Source organism: Methylobacterium segetis (assembly GCF_004348265.1).
GTDB lineage: Bacteria > Pseudomonadota > Alphaproteobacteria > Rhizobiales > Beijerinckiaceae > Methylobacterium > Methylobacterium segetis.
The window spans coordinates 1-21,077 of record NZ_SMNT01000024.1 but is presented as its reverse complement, the minus strand read 5'-3'; the positions used below and the strand labels follow the sequence as shown (position 1 = coordinate 21,077).

The following is a 21,077-nucleotide window of genomic DNA, read 5'->3' as shown; positions in this document are numbered from 1 at the left end:
GCGGGGCGCTCTCACGCCGTTTCGCCCGAGGCGGCGACCGGGACATCCTCGGCATAGACGTAGAGGCCGAAATTCCAGCGGTGGCTGCCGCCGGGATCGGTCTCGCAGGCGGCATGCGCCTCGCGGTTCGCCTGCTGCAGGGCCTCCATCGCGATCTCGCGGGCCCGCGCCTCGAGGCGCTTGGCCAACTCCTCCGAGAGCCCGTCGTAATGCACCGCCCGCTCCAGGAAGCGCGGCGCCTCACCGACGATGTTGGCCACGCTCGCCGCGATATGGTCGTGCAGGTTGCGGCCGAAATAGTAGAGTTGCGGCTCGCCGCCCCCCTTGGGCACGTAGGCGCTCTCGGCGAGAACGATCCGGCCCTCCCCGTCCACCGTGGCGAGCCCGCGGTCCAGCCACTCGTCGAGCACCGCGCGGGGGCGCAGATCCCGGGTCACGCCCGCAACGAGCCCTTCGAAGGAGGGGGCCGCCCCTTCGGCCGCGCGAGGGAGCGGAAGCGGCCGACCGGCCCGGTCAGTGAAGGTCGGGTCGGCGAGCCAGCGGGCGACGATCCGGCTCGTGCGCGAAACCGCGACCGGCACCGCACTCACCGGCGCGCCCGCACCCCGCAGGCGCCGCACCTCCTTGCGATGGATGCCGGTGAGCAGGCTGACGCGGCTATCCGTCTGTTCCTTGCCGGGAAGCGCGAAATCGTACTCCGCCACGTTCACGTAGAGCTCGCGCAGCAGGTTCGTCAGGGCCGGAAAGGTGATGCCCCGCGCCACGAACAGGCGCACCAGCGGGCGCAGCAGGCGCGCCACGGGCGCGTGCAGACTCGCGCCCTCGGGCGACGTCGGGACGATCTCGCTCATGCCTCCAGCTTACGGGACCATCCGTGGGACGCAATCCCACAGAGTGCGGTCGCGCACCTGACCGGCGCGTTTTCGCGTTGACGTGGGAATTTTGCACACGTAACTTCACGGTGTGGTCAATTTTCCCACGGACGAGAGCCGATGAACACGAACCGGACCCGCCTCGAAGCCGCAGCGCAACCGCCGATCATCCTGGCGGCGCCCAGCCGCTCGCCACTCGCCCCGGTCTTCGGCCTCGCCCCCCTTCGTCGCGGCCTGTTCTGCCTCGCCGCACTCGCCCTGCCCGTCCTCGGAATCGGTCTCGCGGATCAGGTCCACCGCGCCGGCCGCTCGGGGACGATGCAGACCGCCGCCCCGCCAACCCCCTCGCGCGGGGCGGCGGCACCTTCCCGCGGCCTCCGCCCCGGCGGGGTGATCCTCGCGACCCTCGAACCCCGGCAGCGCCCGTGATCGACCAAGCCGCCTCCGCCATCCCGACCCTGTGTCGAAGCGAGGAATCCGACACCTGCGGCGGCGCCCGGGTGCTCGACCTCGCGATCTGCCTGATCCTCGCCGTCGCCATCATCGCCCTGCTGACGCTGGCGCTCTGAGAACGGCCTTCCAGCCTCCCCAAGACGAGACAATCCGATGCCGAGAACGCTTCCGGCCGCCTGCCTGAGCCTCGCCGTGCTGCTGCCCGCGAGCCTGACCGGGGCCGCCGCCGCCGACCTGCCCCGCCGGGAGGCGCCGCCGCCGGCCCTGCCGATCCCGCCCGCCTTTACCTGGACGGGCTTCTACCTCGGCGTGAATGCGGGCTACGGCTTCCGCGGCGCGCCCTCGGCCTTTCAGGACGCCACCTCCGGCACGGTCACGCAGTCGAGCCGGGACCGCGGCGGCTTCCTCGGCGGCGTGCAGGCGGGCTACACCTATCAGGTGAGCCCAGGGTCCGGCCTCGTGCTCGGCCTGGAGACCGATTTCCAGGGGACCGCCTTCGCCAAGGCCGACGCGGCCTATCTCGGCACGACGCCCTATGACAGCGTGGCGCCGAACCTCGACTATGTCGGCACGGTGCGCGGGCGCGTCGGCTACGCCTTCGACCGGGTGCTGATCTACGGCACCGGCGGCTTCGCCTATGGCGGGGGCGGGCGCTCCCGCTATGCCGGCGCCTATACCGGGACGCTGCCGGATTCGAGCCGGATCGGCTACGCGGTGGGTGGCGGCCTGGAATACGCCTTCACCGATCGCTGGTCGGCCAAGATCGAGGCGCTCTACGTCAATCTGCGCCGCAGCTGGGCGAATTCCGCGACCGTCTACGATGCGGGCGTGCCGGCCTATTACGGCATTGGCCGCACGGATCCGGGCTTCGCGGTCGTCCGCGCCGGCCTCAACTATCGCTGGTAGATTCGCACAACTCTGGAGCGAAGCTGAGCCTTGCCGCAGCGCGGAAGGCTCCCATCTTGAGCGGCGGAGGGGCGTTTCCGGACACGGAAGGACCAGCCTTGCCCGTCTCGACGCCCGCCCGCCTGCGGGGATGCCGGATCGGCACCGCGGCGGCCCTCTCGCTCGGCCTCGCGCTGGCGATCGCCGGCCCGGCCATCGGCCAGGACCTGCCGCGGATCGATCCCGGCCGCGGTGCGCTCCTCATCCACGGCAATTATTGCGGCCCCGGCAATCGCGGCCCGGCCTACCCGCCGGTCGACGCCCTCGACGTCGCCTGCATGCATCACGATGCCTGCACGCCGCCGCCCGGCGACATTGCGCGTTGCGCCTGCCACGACCGGTTGCACGCGGAGGCCGGGCTCGTGGCCCGCAACCCGGCCGTGCCGCGGGCGCTACGCGACAAGGCGAAGTTCGTCTCGGACGCGGCGATGCTGCTGCCGTGCCTCGATTGAGCCTGCCTCGATTGAGGCAGCCTCAGGCCGCGTCGGGCGCCGGAGCCGGCTTCGGCCCGCCCTTGGCCACGCCGACGAGGGCGGGACGCAGCACGCGTTCGCCGATGACGTAGCCGGACTGGACCACCTGCACCACGGTGCCCGCCGGCACCTCGGCGTTCGGCACCTCGAACATGGCCTGGTGCCGGTTCGGATCGAAGCGCTGGCCTTGCGGATCGACGATCTTCACGCCGTGCCGCTCCAGGGTCTTGGCGAGGTCGCGCTCGGTCAGCTCGATGCCGTCGAGGAGGCTCTTGAGGGCGCCCTCCGCAGCCGCGCGCGCCTCGGCCGGCACGCTCTCGATGGCGCGGCGGACGTTGTCGGCGACGTTCAGCATGTCGCGGGCGAAGTTCGTCACCGCGTAGGTGCGGGCATCGGCCACCTCGCGCTCGGTCCGGCGGCGCAGGTTCTCCATTTCGGCGAGCGTGCGCAGGACGCGGTCCTTCAGCTCGTCCCGCTCGGCGATGATTCCGGCGACCGCATCCGCACTGGCCTGCGCCTCCGGGGCCTGCCCCTCGAGGCCGGTCTCGGGTGCCTGCTCCGCGTTCCGGTTCGCGTCCTCGTGCCGGCCGTCATGCTCCATGTCGTTGCTCATCATCGCGATTCTGTCGTGGCCAAGGATTCAGGGATGGCCGCTGATATCAGGCGGCGCGCCCGCGAAATCAACCCGCGGCCGGACTCACGCCTCCCGCGGCGGCGGCGCCGCGACGAGCGCCTCCAGGCCCTCCGCCTTGAGGGCCGCCACGTCGCCCGCGAACACCTCCATCACGGCGCTGCGGATCGCGGCCTGCCGGTCCGGCTGGATCACCCGGGTTCCGGTGAGGTCCGTGACGTAGAAGACGTCGACCGCCCGCTCGCCGAAGGTCGCCACATGCGCCGAGGTGATGTTGAGGGAGAGGCGGCTGAGCGCCGTCGTCAGCTCGTAGAGGAGGCCCGGCCGGTCGAGGCCGGTGATCTCGACCACCGTCTCCCGGCTCGACAGGGCGTTGTCGATGAACACGTCCGGCGGCACTGGGAAGGTCTTGGCGCGGGTGCTCGTCGGCGGATGCTTGTCGGCCACGAGCTCGGCGATCTTGATCTCACCCTTCAGCGCCCGCTCGATCGCCGCGGTGATGCGCTTGGCGCGGCGCAACTCGTCCTCGTCCCGCTCGAAGGCGCGCGAGACGAAGATCGAGTCGAGGGCGAAGCCGTCCGTCGTCGTGAAGATCTGCGCGTCCACGATGTTCCCCCCGGCCGCCGCGCAGGCGCCGGTGACGATGGCCAGGAGCCGCGGGTGGTCCGGCGAGTAGACGGTGAGCTCCGTGACGCCGCGGACCGGATCGGTCTCGACCTCGGTGCCGACCGTGCGGCCCTCCCCGGTCAGGCGCTTGATGAAGCCCGCGTTCTTGAACTGGCGCACCGCCTCGACCTTGAGCCAGTAGGCTTGGTTGTGCCGGGCGGCGTAGGCGTCGAACTCCTCCGAGGACCAGGCGGAGAGCTGCTCGCGCAGCGCCATCTGGATCAGGCGGACCCGGTCCGTGCGGGCGATCTCCGAATGGCCGCCCGAGAGCACCACCTCGGTCTCGTCGTAGAGGGTGCGGATCAGGGTGCCCTTCCAGGCGGTCCAGACCCCCGGCCCCACCGCCGTGATGTCGGCCACCGTCAGGATGGCGAGAAGGCGCAGGCGCTCCAGCGTCTGGACGACGCTCGCGAACTTCTCGATCGTCTTCGGGTCCGAGAGGTCGCGGCTCTGGGCCGTCATCGACATCAGGAGGTGATGCTCCACGAGCCAGGCCACCATCTCGGTCTCGGCCTGGGTGAGGCCGAAGCGAGGCCCGAGCTTCTGGGCGATGGCCGCGCCCGCGATCGAGTGATCCTCCGGCCGCCCCTTCGCGATGTCGTGCAGGAGGATCGCGACGTAGAGGGCGGTGCGGTTGTGGATCGTGCCGATGAGGCGGGAGACGAGGGGGAACTCCTCCTCGGCCCGTCCGGAATCGATCGCCGCCAGCACCCCGAGGGTGCGCAGCAGGTGCTCGTCCACCGTGAAGTGGTGGTACATGTTGAACTGCATCATCGCGACGATGCGGCCGAAATCGGGGATGAAGCGGCCGAGCACGCCCGCCTCGTTCATCTGGCGCAGGATGGTCTCGGGCGAGTTCTTCGAGGTCAGGATGTCGAGGAACAGGCGGTTCGCCTCCTCGTCCGCCCGGAGCGTCGGGTTGATCAGCCGAAGGGACCGGTTGGCGAGACGCTTGGCGTCGGGGTGGATCGCGAGGTTGTGCCGGTCGGCGAGCCAGAACAGCCGGATCAGGTTGACGGGATCGCGCTCGAACGCGTCCTCGGCCCGCAGGTTCACGCGGCCATGGTCGATCCAGAAATCCTCGGCCTCGATGGCGGTCGCCCGGAAGCGGTCGCGGAAGCGGCCGATCCAGCGGTCGAGGACGGGCGTGCGCTTGGCGTGGCGCGCCTCCAGTTCCGCGCAGACGATGGCGGTGAGGTCGCCGACATCCTTGGCGATCAGGAAGTAGGCCTTCATGAAGCGCTCGACGCCCGACAGGCCGCCGCGCGCGCCGAAGCCGATCCGCTCCGCGATCCGCGGCTGCAGCCCGAAGGAGAGGCGCTCCTCCGCCCGTCCCGTGACGAAGTGCATGTGGCAGCGCACCCGCCACAGGAACTCGTCGCAGCGCTCGAACAGCCTGAACTCCTCGGGCGTGAACAGGCCGGCCGCGACGAGCTCGGCCTGGTCGCGCACCCGGTAGGTGTATTTCGCGATCCAGAACAGCGTGTTGAGGTCCCGCAGGCCCCCCTTTCCGTCCTTGACGTTCGGCTCGACGAGGTAGCGCGAGGCGCCGGCCTTGGCGACGCGGGCGTCGCGCTCGCGCAGCTTCGCCTCGACGAACTCGTGGGCCGTGCCCATGACGAGTTCCGCGTCGAAGCGGGTGACGAGTTCCTCGAACAGGCTGCGCGCCCCGAACAGGAAGCGCGCCTCGAGGAGCGCGGTGCGGATCGTCATGTCCGCGCGCCCCTCGCGCAGGCACTCCTCCACCGAGCGCGTGGCGTGGCCGACCTTCAGCTTGAGGTCCCAGAGCACGTAGAGCATCGCCTCGACGACGCTCTCCGACCACGCGGTCTGCTTGTAGGGCAGCAGGAACAGGAGATCGATGTCCGAGCCCGGCGCCATCGTGCCCCGGCCGTAGCCGCCGGTGGCGACCACGGCGAGTTGCTCGCCGGTCGAGGGATTGTCGTTCGGGTAGAGGCGCCAGACGACCGCGTCGTGGATCGCCCGCACCACCGCGTCCGTGAGGTTCGACAGGGCGCGCGCGCAGGCGATGCCGTCCCGGTCGCGCAGGAGCTGCTTCTCGGCCTCCTTGTGGCCGCGCTCGATCACGGCCCGCAGCTCCGGCACGAGGATGGCGCGCAGCTTCGTCGGCTCGCGGGCCTCGCGATCGAGGTTGTCGAGGACTTTGCTCAGGGCGGCGGCAGCGTCGAACATGCCCTTCCCGTTAGCACGTTACGCCGAAGCTGCCAGCGGCCGGAACACGGCGGGAACAGTGGGCTTCTTCTCTCGGCGAGCACAATCCAGAGTGCGTTCTCCTCCCCGGAAATTTCGTTTGACGAAACGAACGGAATTGCCTAGCTGATCTGCCGCACGCGCAGGGTACCGGGCGCGATCGGCAGGGGAGATGGATGATGCTGCGCCTCGACCGCAGGACCTTTGTGCGCACCCTCGGTGCCCTCGCCCTCGTCGCCGCCTCTCTGCCGCGGGCCTCGCAGGCCGGCGACGTCAAGGAGATCCGCCTCGACTGGGCGACCTACAACCCCGTCAGCCTCGTCCTGAAGGAGAAGGGCTTCCTGGAGGAGGCGCTGAAGCCGCAGGGCATCAAGGTGCGCTGGACGCAGTCGCTCGGCTCGAACAAGGCGCTCGAATTCCTCAACGGCGGGGCGATCGATTTCGGCTCCTCCGCGGGTGCCGCCGCGCTCCTCGCGCGCATCAACGGCAACCCGATCAAGGTCGTCTACGCCTATTCCCGCCCGGAATGGACCGCGCTCGTCACCCGCAAGGACACCGGCATCACCAAGGTCGCCGATCTCAAGGGCAAGCGCGTCGCCGTGACCCGCGGGACCGACCCCCACATCTTCCTGATCCGCGCCCTCCAGGGCGCCGGCCTGACCGAGAAGGACGCCAAGCTCGTCCTCCTGCAGCACCCGGACGGCCGCACGGCGCTCGACCGCGGCGACGTCGACGCCTGGGCGGGCCTCGACCCGATGATGGCGGCGGCCGAGATCGAGAACGACGACGTGCTGTTCTTCCGCGACGCCAACGCCAACACCTGGGGCGTGCTCGACGTGCGCGAGGATTTCGCCAAGGCGAACCCGGATCTCGTGCGCACCGTGATCGCGGCCTACGAGCAGGCCCGCGCCTTCGCGATCGCGAACCCGGACGCGCTGAGGAGCGCCCTCGTCGCGGCGACGAAGCTGCCCGATCCGGTGATCGCCCGCCAGATCGAACGCACCGACCTGAGCCAGCCGAATGTCGGCCCGACGCAAGGGGAGGCGATCCGGGCGGCGGGTCTCGCCCTGCAGCAGGCCGGCGTGATCCCGGCCGAGACGAACGTGGCGGCGGCCGTCGACGCGCTGATCGACCCGCAGTTCAACCCCGGCGGGAAGCCCTGACCGTCTGATCTTTCGCGCCCGCCTGTGATAGGGCGAGCCGCATGACGGCTCAGATCCTGGTCTCCGAGGGCGCGGCGGCGCCCATCTCCCCTGCCGCGGGCAGACGCGGCGCCTCCGTCCTCGGTCATGGGGCCCGCACCCTCGTCGGCCTCGCGCTGCCCCTGGCGTTGGCGCTCGGCTGGGAGGCGGCGGTCCGCTACGGTCTGGCGCAGGGGCGCCTGCTGCCGCCGCCGAGTCGGATCGGCGCGGCCCTCTACGATCTCGCCGCCTCGGGCGACCTCTGGATCCACGTCACGGCGACCCTCCTGCGGGTCGTCCTCGGCTTCGCCTTCGGGGCCGTGGCGGGCATCCTGGTGGGGGCGCTCACCGGCACCCTGCCCTTCGCGCGCCACCTCCTCGACCCGAGCCTGCAGGCCCTGCGCGCGGTCCCCTCCCTCGCCTGGGTGCCCCTGTTCATCCTCTGGCTCGGGATCCTGGAGACGCCCAAGATCGCGCTCATCGCGGTCGGCGTGTTCTTCCCGGTCTACGTGGGCGTCGCCGGCGCCATCGCCTCGGTCGACCGCAAGCTCGTGGAGGTGGGCCGGATCTTCCGCCTCTCGAAGGCGGCGCTGGCGCGGCGCATCCTGTTGCCGGCCGTGCTGCCCGCGACCCTGGTGGCGCTGCGCACGGGCCTCGGCCTCGGCTTCCTGTTCGTCGTGGCGGCCGAGCTGATGGGCGCCTCCGAGGGCCTGGGCTACCTCCTCGTCGACGGGCAGCAATTCAGCAAGCCGGACCAGATCCTGGCCGCGATCATCGCCTTCGCGATCCTCGGAAAGCTCGCCGACGCGACGCTGGTCATGCTGACCCGGCCCCTGACGCGCTGGCAGGACACGGCCCGTGACAGCCTCTGACCGGGCTCAGCCGTCGGCTTCGTCCCGCTCCTCGTCGCGTTCGGAGGAGGTGTGCGGCTCCCGCCGCTGCGGACGGGTCGTCTCGACCGGCGGAAACAGCTCTGCGAGCCCCCTCGCGACCCCGTACAGGACCGGGTCCGACTCGGGACCGGCATGGGGTGGGTTGAGATCGCTCCGGAACATGCTGAAACCGTCTCCCGCGACGCGCCTTTCCCGCAGCCGCTCTCGCTCGATGGGCCGAGGCGCGGCCCATGGCCGCCCGAGGAGGACAATGCGCCGAGAAACATTTCGTTTCATGCAAATGTCACGGAGAACGAACCGCCCCCGGCCCGCGACGTGCGGAGCGCGCCCGTGCTGACCATTGCGGATCTGTCCAAGACCTACGCCGACGGCACCCAGGCCCTCGCGAACATCGACCTCGAGGTGCCGGCCGGCGAGATCGTCGCTCTGATCGGCGGCTCGGGCTGCGGCAAGACCACGCTCCTGCGGCTCGTGGCCGGCCTCGACCGGGCGAGCGCGGGGCAGATCCGCCTCGACGGCGAGGCGATCACGGCTCCGCATCCGGGCGTCGGCCTCGTCTTCCAGGAGCCGCGCCTCCTGCCCTGGCTCAGCGTCTCCGACAATGTCGGCTTCGGCCTCGCACACCTGCCGGGTGGCGAGCGGCGGGCCAGGGTCGCGCACGCGCTGGAGCGGGTGGGGCTTGCCGAGCATGCGGGCCGCTGGCCGCGGGAGCTCTCGGGCGGACAGCAGCAGCGGGTCTCGATCGCCCGCGCCTTCGTGGCGAACCCGCGGGTGCTCCTTCTCGACGAGCCGTTCTCGGCACTCGACGCCTTCACCCGGCGCGACCTGCACCGGCACCTCCTTGCTCTCTGGGAGGAGGTACGGCCGACGGTGCTCATCGTCACCCACGACGTCGGCGAGGCCGTGGCCCTGGCCGACCGGGCCGTGGTGATGCGTCCGAAGCCCGGCCGCCTCGACGATACGGTTCCGCTGCCGCTCCCGCGGCCGCGGGAGCCGGCAGCCCCCCAGAGCGAGGCGGCCACGCGGAAGATCCTCGCGGCCCTCGACCGCTCCCTGCGCCCGGCCGAGGCGGCCCCGCAGAACGCGAACTGGTGGTAGCGCACCCGCTGGTCGAGCGGACCCGGGCAGGCTAGACCGCGGGCCTTGGTCGACCAGAACGAGGAAACATCCATGGACGCCACCGCCCTGCGCGCCCTCCAGGCCCCCCTGAAGGATCAGTACCGCAGCACGCCCGATTCCGCGGTCATCACGCTGAAGGCGAAGGGATCGCTCGACGACAGCAGCATCGCCTGCAAAGTCGAGACGGGCCGCGCGCTGGCCGTCGCGGGCCTGCACCCGGCGACCGGAGGCTCGGGCGCGGAGCTGTGCTCGGGCGACATGCTGCTCGAGGCGCTCGTCGCCTGCGCGGGCGTGACCCTGAAGGCCGTCGCGACCGCCCTGGAAATCCCGCTGCGCGCCGGCACCGTCTCGGCGGAGGGCGACCTCGACTTCCGCGGGACGCTCGGCGTCGACAAGGAGGCGCCGGTGGGCTTCCGCGCGATCCGCCTCGCCTTCCACCTCGACACCGACGCGCCGCAGGAGAAGCTCGACCAGCTCCTCAAGCTGACGGAGCGCTACTGCGTGGTCTTCCAGACCCTGAACCACCGGCCGGAACTGGCCGTGAGCGCGGGCAAGGCCTGACCGGCTGCGAGACCGGACGAAAAAAGGGGCGGGATGCACGGCATCCCGCCCCTTCGCTTCCCGGGCCGCGCCTCGGCCCTCAGACCATCGCCGGCTTCGCGATCGCCGCGCCCTCGGCCGGTCTCGCGACGCCGAGCCACGTCCTGCGCATCGGCTTCAGAACGAAGAAGGCCAGGATCGCCGTCAGCAGATCGAGGGCGATGGCGATGCCGAACACGGGAACCCAATTGCCCGCCGAGTCGTGGATGAGCGCCGCGACCGGGCCGCCGAGCAGCGAGCCGACGCCCTGGGCCATGTAGAGGAAGCCGTAATTCGTGGTCGCGTGCTTGGTCCCGAACGTGTCGGTGAGGATCGAGGGGAAGAGCGAGAAGATCTCACCCCAGGCGAAGAACACGAGGCCCGAGAGGAGGGCGAAGGCGTAGGCGTTCTGCCGGTAGTAGAGCAGCAGGCAGATCGCGCAGGCCTCGAGCGCGAAGGCGATCGCCATCGTGTTCTCGCGGCCGATATGGTCCGAGACCCAGCCGAAGAAGGGCCGGGTCAGGCCGTTCGTGACGCGGTCGAAGGTGAGCGCGAAGGGCAGCGCCGCGAAGGCGACGCCGAAGAAGACCAGCGTCTCGTCCGCCACGCCGAACTCGCGCGCGAAGTTGGCGAAGTTCGCGACCACCATCAGGCCGCCCGTCGACATCATCGCCATCATGCCGAACATCAGCCAGAACAGCGGCGTGCGCAGCATCGCCTTCGGGGCCGTGTCCCCGGCCGCCGAGATCACCTTCGTGTCCGGCAGCGCCTGCATCTCGCCGGGCCGCGGTGCGCGCAGGCCGAGCGCCGCGACGAGGCCGACGGCCGCGAGGACGAGGCCGAACACGAGCAGGGTGTGGCGGAAGTCTGTCGCGGCCATCAGGTTGGTGATCGGGAAGGTCGTGATCATCGCGCCCATGCCGTAACCGGCGGCGACGACGCCCACGGCGAAGCCACGGCGATCGGGGAACCAGCGCACCATCAGGCCGACGATGCCGACATAGACGATGCCGGTGCCGAGACCGCAGAGCACGCCGTAGGTAGCGTAGAGGGCGAACAGGCTCTCGGCGTAGGAGGCCGTGACCCAGCCGAGCCCGCTGAGCAGGGCGCCCAGCGCGATCATCAGCTTGGGGCTGAACCGGTCGATGAGCCAGCCCTGCACCGGCGAGAAGAAGGTCTGCAGCACGATCACCAGGGTGAAGGTCACCTGGACGGCCGCCAGCGAGGCGCCGGTGCTCGTCTGAAAGGGTTTGACGAACAGGGTCCAGACATATTGCGGACTGGAGATCGTCATCATGACGATCAATCCAAGCAGAAGTTGTATCCACCGGCGGGATGAGTTTGTTGTTGTATCCATTATACGCTCCTTGCAGATGTAACCGTTAGCAACGTCCGTGCCAGAGGGATGCCGTGGCGGCGCCCCCGGCACGGGGCAGGGCGGCTCTCGGGCACCCGCCGCTGCTGGAATGAGGCTTGGACAGTTTTTGTCGGGAGACGTCCGAGCGTCGCGAGGATGAGAGCGATGTCACAACGGGCGAGGACGTCCCGGATTGTTCTCGCATGCATCTTCCCCGTGGGCCGCAGGATTTGAGGAAGCGATAACAGCAGGCGTTGCGACGGATGCGCAAGTCTGAAATTCTCTGTTCTGCGCGTGCGAGATCGAAATCGCTCGATTCGCGGTGGCGCCGCCTTGAAAGGACAATTTCCGCTCAGATGCCCGAGCGGTATACTGTTGACCCTTCACGCGTCCGTAAGCGGCAGGACTCATCATTGGCGCGAGGCATCGATCGGGATGCCACCGCGGGTGAGGCCGTTCGGGACCGGCGATGGACGGAGCGTGGAGAGGGGGCAGGAGGGGCTCTCCAGTCGGGAGCCTGATCGGCGACGGGGCCGGGAGCGCGGCCGTCGAGTTCGCCCTCACGGCGGTACCGTTCCTCGGCTTCGTCTTCGTGATCTTCCAGGTCGCGCTCTACCACTTCGCCCTGCAATCCCTCGACAGCGCGACGCGGACGGCCGCGCGTCTCGTGATGACGGGCAACGTTCAGGCCAAGTCGATCTCGGCCTCCCAGTTCCGGACCCAGCTCCTCTGCCCGGCGCTGAGGGTGCCGATCGACTGCTCGAAGATCACCGTTAGCATCTCGAAGATCGCGAAGGTCTCCTCCGCGCAGAGCGGCTCGGGCATCTACGCCTTCATTGATCAGACGCTGCCGGCTCTCAGGCCGGTCAACCTCGACCCGAACAAGAGCGTCTACTGTCTCGGCGGCCCGGGCGATTACCTCTTCATCGACGTGGCCTACAGCTTTCTCAGCTTCGGCAGGTTCGTTCAGGCCTATTTCGGGGAGTCGCTGGGCGAGGCGTTGATCCTGCGTTCGACGACCTTCGTCTACAACGAGCCGTTCCAGGTCTCGAGCGGCAGCGCGCAGGCGGGCTGCTAGATGGCGAGGCCCGGCAGCGGATCGGCCGGCGAACGGCCCTGGCCACCCCGTCCGGGCAGCGCGTGGCGCGTCCGCATCCGGGCGCTCGCCGTCAGCCGATGGAGGATCCGGTGGTGGTTCACTGACCTCCTGGACCCGGCGCGCGCGCGCCACCCGATCGCCGATGCGAAGGGCACCTCGGCGATCGAGTTCGCCCTCGTCGCGCCGATCCTCGTTCTGATGCTGCTCGGCTCGGTCGATGCGAGCCGCGCCGTCACGGCCGCCAACCGGGCGGGCTACGTCGCGGATTCGATCGCCGAACTGGTCTCGCAGGTGGACCACGTTCTCACGGCCGACGAAATCGAGGGCTTCATCCGCAGTGCGCCGCTGATCGACGCCGACATCCTGGATTACGGCCGGCAGATCGGCAGCACGGACCTCGCCAGCCTCGTCAACGTCACGGTGTCGAGCATCGCCTTCACCAAGGCCGTCCCGACCTGCACGGCGAATTGCATCTTTCTCGCCACGACGATCTTCAGCCGGGCCCTCTCGGGCACCACGCGCCCCTGCGGCCTCCTGCTCCCGGCCGCCGACGGCGCGCCGGCCGCGTCCAAAACGCTGCCGATCTCGACCTTCGGGCCGGTCTCGCTGGTCGTCGTCGATGTCGAGGTGTTCTTCAAGCCGCTCTTTCTGTCGGCCATGGCGTTCCCCGCGAAGTTCCGGCGCTCCGCCTACTTCCGGCCGCGGCAGGTCACTCAGGTCAGGGCGGCCAGCAACTGCCCTGGCGTCTAGTGCACGGGGCGAGGAGGCGAGTCATGCCGGTCAGCGCGCGAGAGGCGGGGAGGCGGCCCGGCCGGAGAGCGTCCGAGGAGTTCTCCCGCGCCCGCAGCACGTGGAGCGCCGCGCGGGACGGCAACATTTCGATCCTGTTCGGGCTCCTGATCCTGCCCCTCATCGGCACGGTCGGGCTCGCCATCGATTACGGGCAGCTCCTCATCGCGCGCACGGCCTGCCAGACCGGCGCCGATTCCGCGGCCCTCTACGCGAGCGGCGTCGCCAAGACGCTGATCCAGCAGTCGGACGGCAGCGCGACAGCGGTTGCGGCCGCCTTCGGCGAGGCCAAGAGCCGCTCCGAGGCCCTGTTCAACGCCCACGTCGCCCGCACGGGCAAGCTCTCGGTTGCGGCAACGGTGACCCTGACCAAGACCGGCCAGCGGATCGACGCGGCCGCGGGCTATGCGGTCTCGACGCGCACGACCTTCGGCGGCCTGTTCGGCGTGCGCAGCCTCTCGGCCATCGGGCAGGCCGTCTCCTCGGCCTCGATGCCCCTCTACACCGATCTCTACATGGCCCTCGACGTGTCCCAGTCGATGGGGCTCGCCGCCACGAAGACGGGGGCCCAGGACCTGTTCAGGCTCACCCTGAAGAGCGAGAAGGACGCCGGCAACAAGTCGCCGAAGGGCTGCGTCTTCGGCTGCCACGTCGTCCAGAACGGCAGCGCCGTGCCGCTCAGCTACGAAACGCTGGCGCGCAATGCCGGCATCCCGCTGCGCATCGACGTCCTGCGCGACGCCGTGAGCCGGACGATCAGCACAGCCGAGGCGGATGCCCGCGCGGTGGGCACCAGCAACTACCGGATCGGCCTCTACACGATGGGCCTCGCCTCGGCGAACGCGACGACCTCCGGTCTCGTCGAGCTCGCCCCGCTCAGTACGAACTGGGCGTCGCTGAAGACGGCCGCGGCCGGGATCACGCTCGGTCCCAACAACGGCGGCGGCACCGGCGACACCTTCCTCACGGAGCCGCTCAACGCGCTGCGGGGCCGGGTGCCGACGAGCGGGGACGGCAACACCCAGGCCCAGTCCCGGGCCTTCCTGTTCATCATCACCGACGGCCTGCCAGACGTGAAGGGTGCCTGCACCTCGGGTCATTGCACGGCGCCCTTCGATCCGGCGGTGTGCCAGACCTACAAGAGCGCCAACGTGACGGTGGGGGTGATCTACACGACCTTCCTGCCGATCCTGAACAACCCCACCGACGGCTCGACGGCGCTCAACGGCGACTACAAGAACCTCGTCCTGCCCCACGCCGACAAGATCGCCCCGAGCCTGCAGGCCTGTGCCTCCCCGGGCTGGTACGCGGAGGCCTCGGACGGGCCGGCCATCGACGCGGCCCTGGCCCGGATGTTCGCCCAGACCGCGCTGCAGCCGCAGATCACGAATTGAGGCCCCTTCCTCACAGGCCGAGCGCGCCACCGTCCGAGCGGGGATCGTGCATCGCCTCGATGCGGCCGTCCTGCGGGTGGCGCACGAGGATGCCGGCATGGCCGAGCGAGTCGATGTAGGCGCCGCCGAGTTCCTCGATGTCGTGGCCCATGCCGCGCAGCGCGGCGATGCAGGCCGGATCGAACCGGTCCTCGACCTTCACGGACAGCGATTCCGCCCCCCAGGTCCGCCCATAAAGCAGGCGGGGCGCATCGACCGCGGCCGCGGGGCTCATCCCGTAATCCGCATAGCGCGTGAACACCTGTGCCTGAAATTGCGGCTGCCCGTCGCCGCCCATGCTGCCGTAGGCGGTGACCCGGCCGTCGTCGAAGGCCGCGAGCGCCGGGATCAGGGTGTGGAACGGGCGCCGGCCCGGCTCCAGCGGGTTCACGGCGCTCGGATCGAGCGAGAACGACATGCCCCGGTTCTGCCAGTGGATGCCGGTCTTCGGCAGCACCGTGCCCGAGCCGTATTCCCAGTAGATCGACTGGATGTAGGAGACGGCGAGCCCGTCGCGGTCGATCGCCCCCATCCAGACCGTGTCGCCCTCGCCCGGATTGCGCAGCGGCACCGAGGCTGCCCGGCCCCTGTCGATCGCGGCCGCCTCGCGCGCCAGGCGCTCCGGTGTCAGGAAGCTTGCCGGGTCGGCGCGGAGCCGGTCGAAATCCGTGACCACCCGGTCTCGGATGGCGAAGGCGCGCTTCGTCGCCTCGATCAGCCCGTGATAATGCGCGACCGTCTCCGGCTCGCGGATGTCGAGCCGGTCGAAGATCCCGAGGATCAGGAGCGCCGCGAGCCCCTGGGTCGGGGGCGGGAAATTGTAGATCGTGGCGCCGCGCCGCCGGATGGACAGGGCGGCGCGCTCGGCCGCCCGGTAGGTTTCGAGGTCGGCCCGCGTCACGGGGGCGCCGAGATGTTCGAGGTCGGTGGCGATCTCGCGCCCGACATCGCCCCGGTAGAAATCGTCGAGCCCCGCATGGGCGAGCTGCTCCAGCGTCGCGGCGAGCGCGGGCAGGCGGCGGATCTCGCCGGCCGGCCAAGCCTTTCCGTCCTTCAGGAAGGTCGCGGCGAAGTTCGGGGCGTCGTGCAGCGTGTCGAGTTCCTTCGGGACGTAGCGCGCCTCTGAGGCCGAGACGGCGCAACCCTCGCGGGCATGGCGGATCGCGTCGGCGAGGAGGATGTCGAGGGGCAGGCGGCCGCCGAGCGCTCGGGCGAGCTCCCGCGCCATGCCCCAGCCGCCGACCGCGCCGGCGACGGTGACCGCCGCGTCCGGCCCGCGTGCGGGAATCGCGTCGAGCCCCCGGTCGCGGTAGCGCGCGATCGTGGCGAGGCGCCCGGCCGGCCCGCAGGCCTCGATGCCCCGCACCCGCCCGCCCTTCTCGCGCACCAGCCAGAAGCCGTCCCCGCCGATGCCGTTCATGTGCGGGTAGACGACGGCGATCGCCGCCGCCATGGCGATCATCGCCTCGACCGCGTTGCCGCCTTGCGCCAGCACGGTGCGGCCGGCCTCCGCCGCGAGGCTGTGGGGCGCGGCGACGGCGCCGTGGGCGAAGGTCGGGGTTTCAAGGCTCTGTGTCTCGGGCATGGGGATCCGCTTGCAAGGCTCGAACCGCGCCGGCTTAGGCGAGCGGCGCGCTCCGGGAAAGACCGGGATGCCCGGCGTCGGGATCATGGGGTCGCTGACGTCACCGGCCGTCGCGGACGATGCCGTCTCCCATCATCCCTTCGCCAGGGCGAAGGCTGCCCTAGTTTCCCTCACAGGATGGTGATTTTCGAGTGGGTCGTGAGCGTCCTTCTGGGCGCGGTGCTGCTGGCGGCGCTGGCGAGGCGGGTGGGCGCTCCCTATCCCGCCTTCCTCGCGCTCGGCGGCGTGGCGCTGGCCTTCGTGCCGGGCGTGCCGAACCTGAAGCTCGACCCGGAGCTGGCGCTGGCGCTGTTCCTCGCCCCCGTCCTGCTCGATGCGGGCTACGACACCTCGCTGCGCGACCTCAAGGCCAACTGGCGGCCGATCGGGGGCCTCGCCCTCGGCGCGGTGGCGGTGACGACGGTGGCCGTCGCGGTCGTGGCGAAAGCGATCGTGCCCGAGATGCCCTTCGCCGCCTGCGTGGTGCTCGGCGCGGTCGTGGCCCCGCCGGACGCGGTGGCGGCTCTCTCCGTGCTCCGGCACGTGCCGCTCCCGCACCGGTTGACCACGATCCTGCGCGGCGAGAGCCTCCTCAACGACGCGGGCTCCCTGCTGATCTACCGCCTCGGCGTGGCGGCGGCGATCACGGGGAGCTTCCATCCCGGCGAGATCGCGCCGACTTTCCTGCTCGGCGTCGTCGGCAGCCTCGTGGCGGGCCCCATCCTCGCCTTCGCCTATGTCGGGGTGATGCGCCACTTCCAGGACGCGGCGAGCACCATCGTGCTGCAATTCGTCGCCGCCTTCGGCATCTGGATCGCGGCCGAGGGCGTCGAGATGTCGGGGGTGCTGACGGTCGTCAGCTTCGCGATCACGGTGGCGCGGTTCTCGCCCGGCATCACGCCGCCGCGCACCCGCATCCTGTCCTACGCGGTCTGGGACACGTCGGTGTTCGTCCTCAACGTACTCGCCTTCGTGCTCATCGGCATCCAGATCGGCCCGATCCTTGAGCGGCTGAACGAGGCCGAGCAGACGACGGCGATCGTCCTCGCCAGCATGGTGTTCCTCACGGTCGTGCTCGTGCGCATCGCCTGGGTCCTGCCGGCGAGCGGTCTCGACCGACTCGAATTCGCGAGCCAGCGCCGGGCGCGGGAAGGCACCGCGGACACGGTGCTGGGCCTCAAGGCGGCGGTCGCGCTCTCCTGGTCGGGCATGCGCGGCATCGTCACCATCGCGGCCGCGCTGGCGTTGCCCCAGGGCGGCTCGAACGGCGGGTTCCCCTACCGCGACCTCATCGTGTTCACGGCCTTCTGCACGGTGATCGGCACCCTGGTGATCCAGGGGCTCACGCTGGGGCCTCTGCTCGCCTGGCTCGGCCTCTCCGACGACGATCCCGTGGGGCGGGAGGTGGGCCGCGCCCGAGCCGAGGCATACGCCGCCGCCATCGAGACGCTGGATCCGGACGAGGGTGCCTCGACGGAGGCCTTGCGGGAGGAATTCGCCGCCGCGCTGAAGGAGGCGAAGGGCCACGAGGAGGGCCTCGCGCCCGAGAGCCTGCCGGCCGACGAGGCCCGCCGCCGCGCGATCGGCGCCGCCCGCGACCGCGTGCTGGCACTGCGCCGGGAGGGCCGCATCGGCGACGATGCCTATTACGTGCTGGAGGAGGAGTTCGACTGGGCCGAACTCAACGTGACGCCGCGCGCCGAGACGTGAGGGGCCTCAGGTCGAGCGCCCGACCCTGCCCTCGATCGCGTCCCAGACCGCGACGGCGAGATCGGGGCCGCCCAGGCGCCTGATCGCCCGGATGCCGGTCGGCGAGGTGACGTTGATCTCGGTGAGATGCCCGTCGATCACGTCGATGCCGACAAGGATCAGGCCGCGCCGCCGGAGCTCGGGGCCGATCGCCGCGCAGATCTCCCGCTCCCGCTCCGTGAGGTCCGAGGCCGCGGCCGCCCCCCCCCGCACCATGTTCGAGCGGATGTCGTTCAGGGCCGGGACGCGGTTGATCGCGCCCATCGGCTCGCCATCCACGAGGATGATGCGCTTATCGCCCTCGGTGATCTTGTCGAGGACGCGCTGCACCACCCATTGCTCGCGGAAGGTCGCGGCGAAGAGGTCGAACATCGAGCCGAAATTCGGGTCGGTCTCCGAGACCCGGAACACCGCCGCCCCGCCATGGCCGTGCAGCGGCTTCATCGCGATGGTGCCGTGCTCGCGCCGGAACTCCTCGATCTCCGCCTTGTCGCGGGTGATCAGGGTGGGCGGCATCAGTTCGGGGAAGTCGAGGACGAAGAGCTTCTCGGGCGCGTTGCGCACCTCGGCCGGGTTGTTGACGACGAGCGTGCGCGGGTGGAGCCGCTCCAGGATGTGGGTGGCCGTGATGTAGGCCATGTCGAAAGGCGGGTCCTGGCGCATCAGCACCACGTCCGCCTCGGCGAGATCGATCCGCTCGATGGGGCCGAGGCTCGCATGGGCGCCCTCGACATCGCGCACGGTCAGGGGCTCGACCCGCGCCGTGACCAGCCGCCCCTGCAGGGAGAGCCGATCCGGCGTGTAGTAGAGGAGCCTGTGTCCACGCGCCTGCGCCTCGAGCAGCAGGGCGAAGGTCGTGTCCCCAGCGATGCGGATCGCCTGGATCGGGTCCATCTGGACCGCCACGGTGAGGGCCATGTTCGTCGTCGATGCTCCACGATGCCGGGTTGCGGAGAAGCCGCCCCCTCCGCGCCCCCGGGACGCGGGGATATGTCAGTTCTCGGGCATCGATTTGCCACCCGTGCGACGGTCGTAATCGCCGATCGCGGAGCGGCATTCGGGGGAGAGGCGCTTGCGGTTGCGCGTCATGCACCGCTCGGCGTCGTCGCTGTTCGGGTCGACGCCCGCGCAGAGGCGGAAATAGTCGTTCGCGCAGCCGAGCTGCAGGCCCTGGTCCTCGCGCTGCGCCTGGGCCGGACTCGCGGCGAGCATCAGCAGGGCCAATGGCGCGATCTTCAGAGCGGCCGAACGGCCCGCGGAGAGGCGGTCTCGGGCATTCGCCCGGGAGTGCATCAGTCGTGGCATGTCCAGTCGCATCCAGCGGTGTCCTTCGCTGTGGGTCAGAGGGGACGGCATATCGGGCGTTCCGTCGGCTAGGCAAGCCGCCGCGCACGGCCGCGGTTCCGTGCATGCGCGCCTGAAACAAAAAGGCCTCGCTCGAAGCGTGAGCGAGGCCGAGTGCAAGGGAGGAAACGCCCGCCATGGGCAGCCGACCGCGATGCAAGGGGCGAGCCAGTTGCCTCGTCGACGTCCGGGCCGGGCGATCGTGGCGGCTGCGGAAGCGGAGGATCGGGCCGCTCCGTCCCCGGCCGCGGCCCCGAGAAACGGACCGTTAACCATACCGTGCTGATCTGGTGCCGCGGTGCCGCCTGCCCGGGGCGTTCCGTCGAGACCGAAGCCGACACCGCGACTCGGGGCCGCGAGGATCATCGTCAGGAAACGACCCATGAAGCCCGTCACCCCGCAGCCCGCGCCGAGAGCCGGCAATGTCCTGGCCTTCCCGTCGGCAGAGGCGCGGCCGGCGCGCCGCGAGGCCGTGCCGAGCGAGGCGAGGGGCGAGATCCTGCTGTTCCTCGGTGTGCGCTACGAGCGCCTGCCGGAGCCCGAGGTGGCGCCGGTGCCGCGCCGCCGCCACTCCTGACGCTTCCCACGATCGATTTCCCCGACCGCGGCGGGACGATGCCGGCCTGCCCGGATGCCGAGAGCCGTAGCCGGATGCGACGAATTCCAAGGTCCGCGCCCGCGCCGACGCGGGACGACCCGCTGCCCTCACCCCGCCCGCATTCCCTCGCGCTGGCCGCCGCGCTCACCTTCCTCGGAGCCTGCGCGCAGCAGGGGGATTTCGGCCGGCCGAAGGCGGGCGCCTGGAACAGCCTCGTCGACACCACGGGCACGCTCGCGGCGCGCGAGCGCGGAGAGCCCGCCTCCGCCTTCCCGCTGACCGACGACGAACTCACCCTGCGCGACCGGGCTTGGCGCTTCCTGATGCCGGCCGCGGGCCGCGACGCCTTCCTCGACGTCCTGGGGAACCTGACCCGCGCCCGCGTACTTCCGCCGACCCTGGGCCGCCCCGCCGACATCGCCGCCTATTTCGCGACGCTGATCTCGGAGGAGGCCCGCTCGCCCGTCTCGCGCTACCGCCGCCTGTCGGAGGACGCGACCGCCGACGCCCGGCTGATCCCGGCCTTCGCGGCGACGGCCGTCCGGGTGAACGACGCCGACGCCCTGCGCCTGCGCAGCCTGCCCTTCGTGAAGGTGCTCGACGACGCCGACGTGCGCCACGCCGCGATGCGGGTGGCCGAGAATCGGTGCCTGATCGCCTGGGTGCGCCTGGAGGCCGGCGAGCGCCTCGCGCGCTACCGCTACGCCCTGGAGCACCTCGTGATCGAGGTGCCGGTGGGTCCGGAGGCGGTTCCGGTCGAGCGCACGCTGGCGGCCCTGAACAGCCGCCGCGCCCTGCTCGACCCGCTCCAGCCCCCCGACGCGGCCCTGCGCTGCGGGCTTGCCGCCCCGGAGGCCCCGGTGGCACCCCTGCCACTCGTGACGAAGGACTGAGCCCGCGCGCCGCATCTCGGGCGTGGCACCGGCGGAGGCGACGGGCACGCGGGCGAGGCGGCCTAACCCTTGCGCCCGCCCGGCGCGGAGCCCTTGGCGAGAGCCGCCCGGCGCAGGGCCTCGGCGAGGGCGCCGGCTGGCTCGGGCGCGGATTGCCGGGACGGCGCC

General features: G+C 70.8%; 22 protein-coding genes. 14 read left to right on the top strand and 8 right to left on the bottom strand.

Features of this window, described 5'->3' with window-relative positions; translation table 11 throughout:
* Positions 1–11 precede the first annotated feature (11 nt).
* On the bottom strand, positions 12–851 hold the full coding sequence (locus E1J50_RS08560) for a DUF6502 family protein (RefSeq protein WP_132252454.1): 840 nt from the start codon (positions 849–851) through the stop codon (positions 12–14).
* A gap of 141 nt (positions 852–992) precedes the next feature.
* Between E1J50_RS08560 and E1J50_RS08555 the strand changes: the two genes are divergently transcribed.
* From E1J50_RS08555 to E1J50_RS08545, 4 genes are all read left to right on the top strand, one after another.
* The gene (locus E1J50_RS08555; RefSeq protein WP_132252452.1) at positions 993–1,301 is read left to right on the top strand and encodes a hypothetical protein; all 309 of its coding nucleotides are present in this window, start codon (positions 993–995) and stop codon (positions 1,299–1,301) included.
* A complete protein-coding gene (locus tag E1J50_RS27200; RefSeq protein ID WP_165937820.1) occupies positions 1,298–1,441 on the top strand; it encodes a hypothetical protein in 144 nt (47 codons plus the stop codon). Before E1J50_RS08555 ends, E1J50_RS27200 begins: the two co-directional genes overlap by 4 nt.
* A gap of 37 nt (positions 1,442–1,478) precedes the next feature.
* Positions 1,479–2,231 carry an outer membrane protein gene (locus E1J50_RS08550; protein WP_132252450.1) on the top strand — a complete coding sequence of 251 codons (753 nt, stop codon included), beginning with the start codon at positions 1,479–1,481 and terminating at the stop codon, positions 2,229–2,231.
* Positions 2,232–2,329: 98 nt separating this feature from the next.
* A complete protein-coding gene (locus tag E1J50_RS08545) occupies positions 2,330–2,722 on the top strand; it encodes a phospholipase A2 family protein (protein WP_245516491.1) in 393 nt (130 codons plus the stop codon).
* 22 nt (positions 2,723–2,744) lie between these two features.
* Here the strand turns inward: E1J50_RS08545 and grpE are convergent, their stop codons facing one another.
* Both grpE and E1J50_RS08535 read right to left on the bottom strand, forming a co-directional pair.
* On the bottom strand, positions 2,745–3,359 hold the full coding sequence (grpE, locus tag E1J50_RS08540; RefSeq protein WP_132252447.1) for a nucleotide exchange factor GrpE: 615 nt from the start codon (positions 3,357–3,359) through the stop codon (positions 2,745–2,747).
* An 81-nt stretch (positions 3,360–3,440) separates the two neighbouring features.
* A complete protein-coding gene (locus E1J50_RS08535) occupies positions 3,441–6,233 on the bottom strand; it encodes a [protein-PII] uridylyltransferase (protein ID WP_132252445.1) in 2,793 nt (930 codons plus the stop codon).
* A 194-nt stretch (positions 6,234–6,427) separates the two neighbouring features.
* Here E1J50_RS08535 and E1J50_RS08530 point away from each other — a divergent pair, with 194 nt between their 5' ends.
* Positions 6,428–7,414 carry an aliphatic sulfonate ABC transporter substrate-binding protein gene (locus tag E1J50_RS08530; RefSeq protein ID WP_405029707.1) on the top strand — a complete coding sequence of 329 codons (987 nt, stop codon included), beginning with the start codon at positions 6,428–6,430 and terminating at the stop codon, positions 7,412–7,414.
* A 41-nt stretch (positions 7,415–7,455) separates the two neighbouring features.
* Entirely contained in the window at positions 7,456–8,304 is an 849-nt protein-coding gene (locus E1J50_RS08525) for an ABC transporter permease (protein ID WP_132252442.1), read from the top strand.
* A 6-nt stretch (positions 8,305–8,310) separates the two neighbouring features.
* On the opposite strand, the gene E1J50_RS27195 is transcribed toward E1J50_RS08525, so the two are convergent.
* Positions 8,311–8,487, bottom strand: a complete 177-nt coding sequence (locus E1J50_RS27195; RefSeq protein ID WP_165937821.1) for a hypothetical protein — start codon at positions 8,485–8,487, stop codon at positions 8,311–8,313.
* 168 nt (positions 8,488–8,655) lie between these two features.
* Between E1J50_RS27195 and E1J50_RS08520 the strand changes: the two genes are divergently transcribed.
* Together E1J50_RS08520 and E1J50_RS08515 are read left to right on the top strand one after the other, a co-directional pair.
* Positions 8,656–9,423, top strand: a complete 768-nt coding sequence (locus E1J50_RS08520; RefSeq protein WP_132252440.1) for an ABC transporter ATP-binding protein — start codon at positions 8,656–8,658, stop codon at positions 9,421–9,423.
* Positions 9,424–9,495: 72 nt separating this feature from the next.
* Complete coding sequence (locus E1J50_RS08515; RefSeq protein WP_132252438.1) at positions 9,496–10,005, top strand: OsmC family protein; 510 nt, start codon at positions 9,496–9,498, stop codon at positions 10,003–10,005.
* A gap of 79 nt (positions 10,006–10,084) precedes the next feature.
* Here the strand turns inward: E1J50_RS08515 and oxlT are convergent, their stop codons facing one another.
* Positions 10,085–11,380 carry an oxalate/formate MFS antiporter gene (oxlT, locus tag E1J50_RS08510; protein ID WP_132252436.1) on the bottom strand — a complete coding sequence of 432 codons (1,296 nt, stop codon included), beginning with the start codon at positions 11,378–11,380 and terminating at the stop codon, positions 10,085–10,087.
* A gap of 469 nt (positions 11,381–11,849) precedes the next feature.
* Between oxlT and E1J50_RS08505 the strand changes: the two genes are divergently transcribed.
* From E1J50_RS08505 to E1J50_RS08495, 3 genes are read left to right on the top strand one after another with little or no spacing between them, the layout of a single operon-like run.
* A complete protein-coding gene (locus E1J50_RS08505) occupies positions 11,850–12,458 on the top strand; it encodes a TadE/TadG family type IV pilus assembly protein (protein WP_132252434.1) in 609 nt (202 codons plus the stop codon).
* Positions 12,459–13,229, top strand: coding sequence for a TadE/TadG family type IV pilus assembly protein (locus E1J50_RS08500; protein ID WP_132252432.1), 771 nt, complete (start codon positions 12,459–12,461; stop codon positions 13,227–13,229).
* A 23-nt stretch (positions 13,230–13,252) separates the two neighbouring features.
* Positions 13,253–14,662 (top strand): TadE/TadG family type IV pilus assembly protein, encoded by a 1,410-nt coding sequence (locus tag E1J50_RS08495; protein WP_132252430.1) that lies wholly within the window; start codon positions 13,253–13,255, stop codon positions 14,660–14,662.
* Positions 14,663–14,672: 10 nt separating this feature from the next.
* Here E1J50_RS08495 and E1J50_RS08490 read toward each other — a convergent pair whose 3' ends face one another.
* Positions 14,673–16,286 carry a gamma-glutamyltransferase family protein gene (locus E1J50_RS08490; protein WP_132252428.1) on the bottom strand — a complete coding sequence of 538 codons (1,614 nt, stop codon included), beginning with the start codon at positions 16,284–16,286 and terminating at the stop codon, positions 14,673–14,675.
* A gap of 177 nt (positions 16,287–16,463) precedes the next feature.
* Here E1J50_RS08490 and E1J50_RS08485 point away from each other — a divergent pair, with 177 nt between their 5' ends.
* Positions 16,464–18,035: a cation:proton antiporter gene (locus E1J50_RS08485; RefSeq protein WP_132252426.1), complete on the top strand. Its 1,572-nt coding sequence runs from the start codon at positions 16,464–16,466 to the stop codon at positions 18,033–18,035.
* A 6-nt stretch (positions 18,036–18,041) separates the two neighbouring features.
* Here E1J50_RS08485 and gshB read toward each other — a convergent pair whose 3' ends face one another.
* Together gshB and E1J50_RS08475 are read right to left on the bottom strand one after the other, a co-directional pair.
* Complete coding sequence (gene gshB, locus E1J50_RS08480) at positions 18,042–18,992, bottom strand: glutathione synthase (protein WP_132252424.1); 951 nt, start codon at positions 18,990–18,992, stop codon at positions 18,042–18,044.
* Between the two features lie 75 nt (positions 18,993–19,067).
* Positions 19,068–19,379 (bottom strand): hypothetical protein, encoded by a 312-nt coding sequence (locus tag E1J50_RS08475; protein ID WP_405029706.1) that lies wholly within the window; start codon positions 19,377–19,379, stop codon positions 19,068–19,070.
* A gap of 421 nt (positions 19,380–19,800) precedes the next feature.
* Between E1J50_RS08475 and E1J50_RS08470 the strand changes: the two genes are divergently transcribed.
* Together E1J50_RS08470 and E1J50_RS08465 are read left to right on the top strand one after the other, a co-directional pair.
* On the top strand, positions 19,801–19,995 hold the full coding sequence (locus E1J50_RS08470) for a hypothetical protein (protein WP_132252422.1): 195 nt from the start codon (positions 19,801–19,803) through the stop codon (positions 19,993–19,995).
* 74 nt (positions 19,996–20,069) lie between these two features.
* The gene (locus E1J50_RS08465; protein ID WP_245516490.1) at positions 20,070–20,909 is read left to right on the top strand and encodes a hypothetical protein; all 840 of its coding nucleotides are present in this window, start codon (positions 20,070–20,072) and stop codon (positions 20,907–20,909) included.
* The last annotated feature ends 168 nt before the right edge of the window (positions 20,910–21,077 follow it).

Bases quoted from the DNA above. Each gene is read 5' to 3' on its own strand.
- E1J50_RS08560 (WP_132252454.1), bottom strand. From the start codon at position 851: ATGAGCGAGATCGTCCCGACGTCGCCCGAGGGCGCGAGTCTGCACGCG.
- E1J50_RS08555 (WP_132252452.1), top strand. From the start codon at position 993: ATGAACACGAACCGGACCCGCCTCGAAGCCGCAGCGCAACCGCCGATC.
- E1J50_RS08550 (WP_132252450.1), top strand. From the start codon at position 1,479: ATGCCGAGAACGCTTCCGGCCGCCTGCCTGAGCCTCGCCGTGCTGCTG.
- grpE (WP_132252447.1), bottom strand. From the start codon at position 3,359: ATGATGAGCAACGACATGGAGCATGACGGCCGGCACGAGGACGCGAAC.
- E1J50_RS08535 (WP_132252445.1), bottom strand. From the start codon at position 6,233: ATGTTCGACGCTGCCGCCGCCCTGAGCAAAGTCCTCGACAACCTCGAT.
- E1J50_RS08530 (WP_405029707.1), top strand. From the start codon at position 6,428: ATGATGCTGCGCCTCGACCGCAGGACCTTTGTGCGCACCCTCGGTGCC.
- E1J50_RS08525 (WP_132252442.1), top strand. From the start codon at position 7,456: ATGACGGCTCAGATCCTGGTCTCCGAGGGCGCGGCGGCGCCCATCTCC.
- E1J50_RS27195 (WP_165937821.1), bottom strand. From the start codon at position 8,487: ATGTTCCGGAGCGATCTCAACCCACCCCATGCCGGTCCCGAGTCGGAC.
- E1J50_RS08515 (WP_132252438.1), top strand. From the start codon at position 9,496: ATGGACGCCACCGCCCTGCGCGCCCTCCAGGCCCCCCTGAAGGATCAG.
- oxlT (WP_132252436.1), bottom strand. From the start codon at position 11,380: ATGGATACAACAACAAACTCATCCCGCCGGTGGATACAACTTCTGCTT.
- E1J50_RS08505 (WP_132252434.1), top strand. From the start codon at position 11,850: ATGGACGGAGCGTGGAGAGGGGGCAGGAGGGGCTCTCCAGTCGGGAGC.
- E1J50_RS08500 (WP_132252432.1), top strand. From the start codon at position 12,459: ATGGCGAGGCCCGGCAGCGGATCGGCCGGCGAACGGCCCTGGCCACCC.
- E1J50_RS08495 (WP_132252430.1), top strand. From the start codon at position 13,253: ATGCCGGTCAGCGCGCGAGAGGCGGGGAGGCGGCCCGGCCGGAGAGCG.
- E1J50_RS08490 (WP_132252428.1), bottom strand. From the start codon at position 16,286: ATGCCCGAGACACAGAGCCTTGAAACCCCGACCTTCGCCCACGGCGCC.
- E1J50_RS08485 (WP_132252426.1), top strand. From the start codon at position 16,464: ATGGTGATTTTCGAGTGGGTCGTGAGCGTCCTTCTGGGCGCGGTGCTG.
- gshB (WP_132252424.1), bottom strand. From the start codon at position 18,992: ATGGCCCTCACCGTGGCGGTCCAGATGGACCCGATCCAGGCGATCCGC.
- E1J50_RS08475 (WP_405029706.1), bottom strand. From the start codon at position 19,379: ATGCCACGACTGATGCACTCCCGGGCGAATGCCCGAGACCGCCTCTCC.
- E1J50_RS08470 (WP_132252422.1), top strand. From the start codon at position 19,801: ATGAAGCCCGTCACCCCGCAGCCCGCGCCGAGAGCCGGCAATGTCCTG.
- E1J50_RS08465 (WP_245516490.1), top strand. From the start codon at position 20,070: ATGCGACGAATTCCAAGGTCCGCGCCCGCGCCGACGCGGGACGACCCG.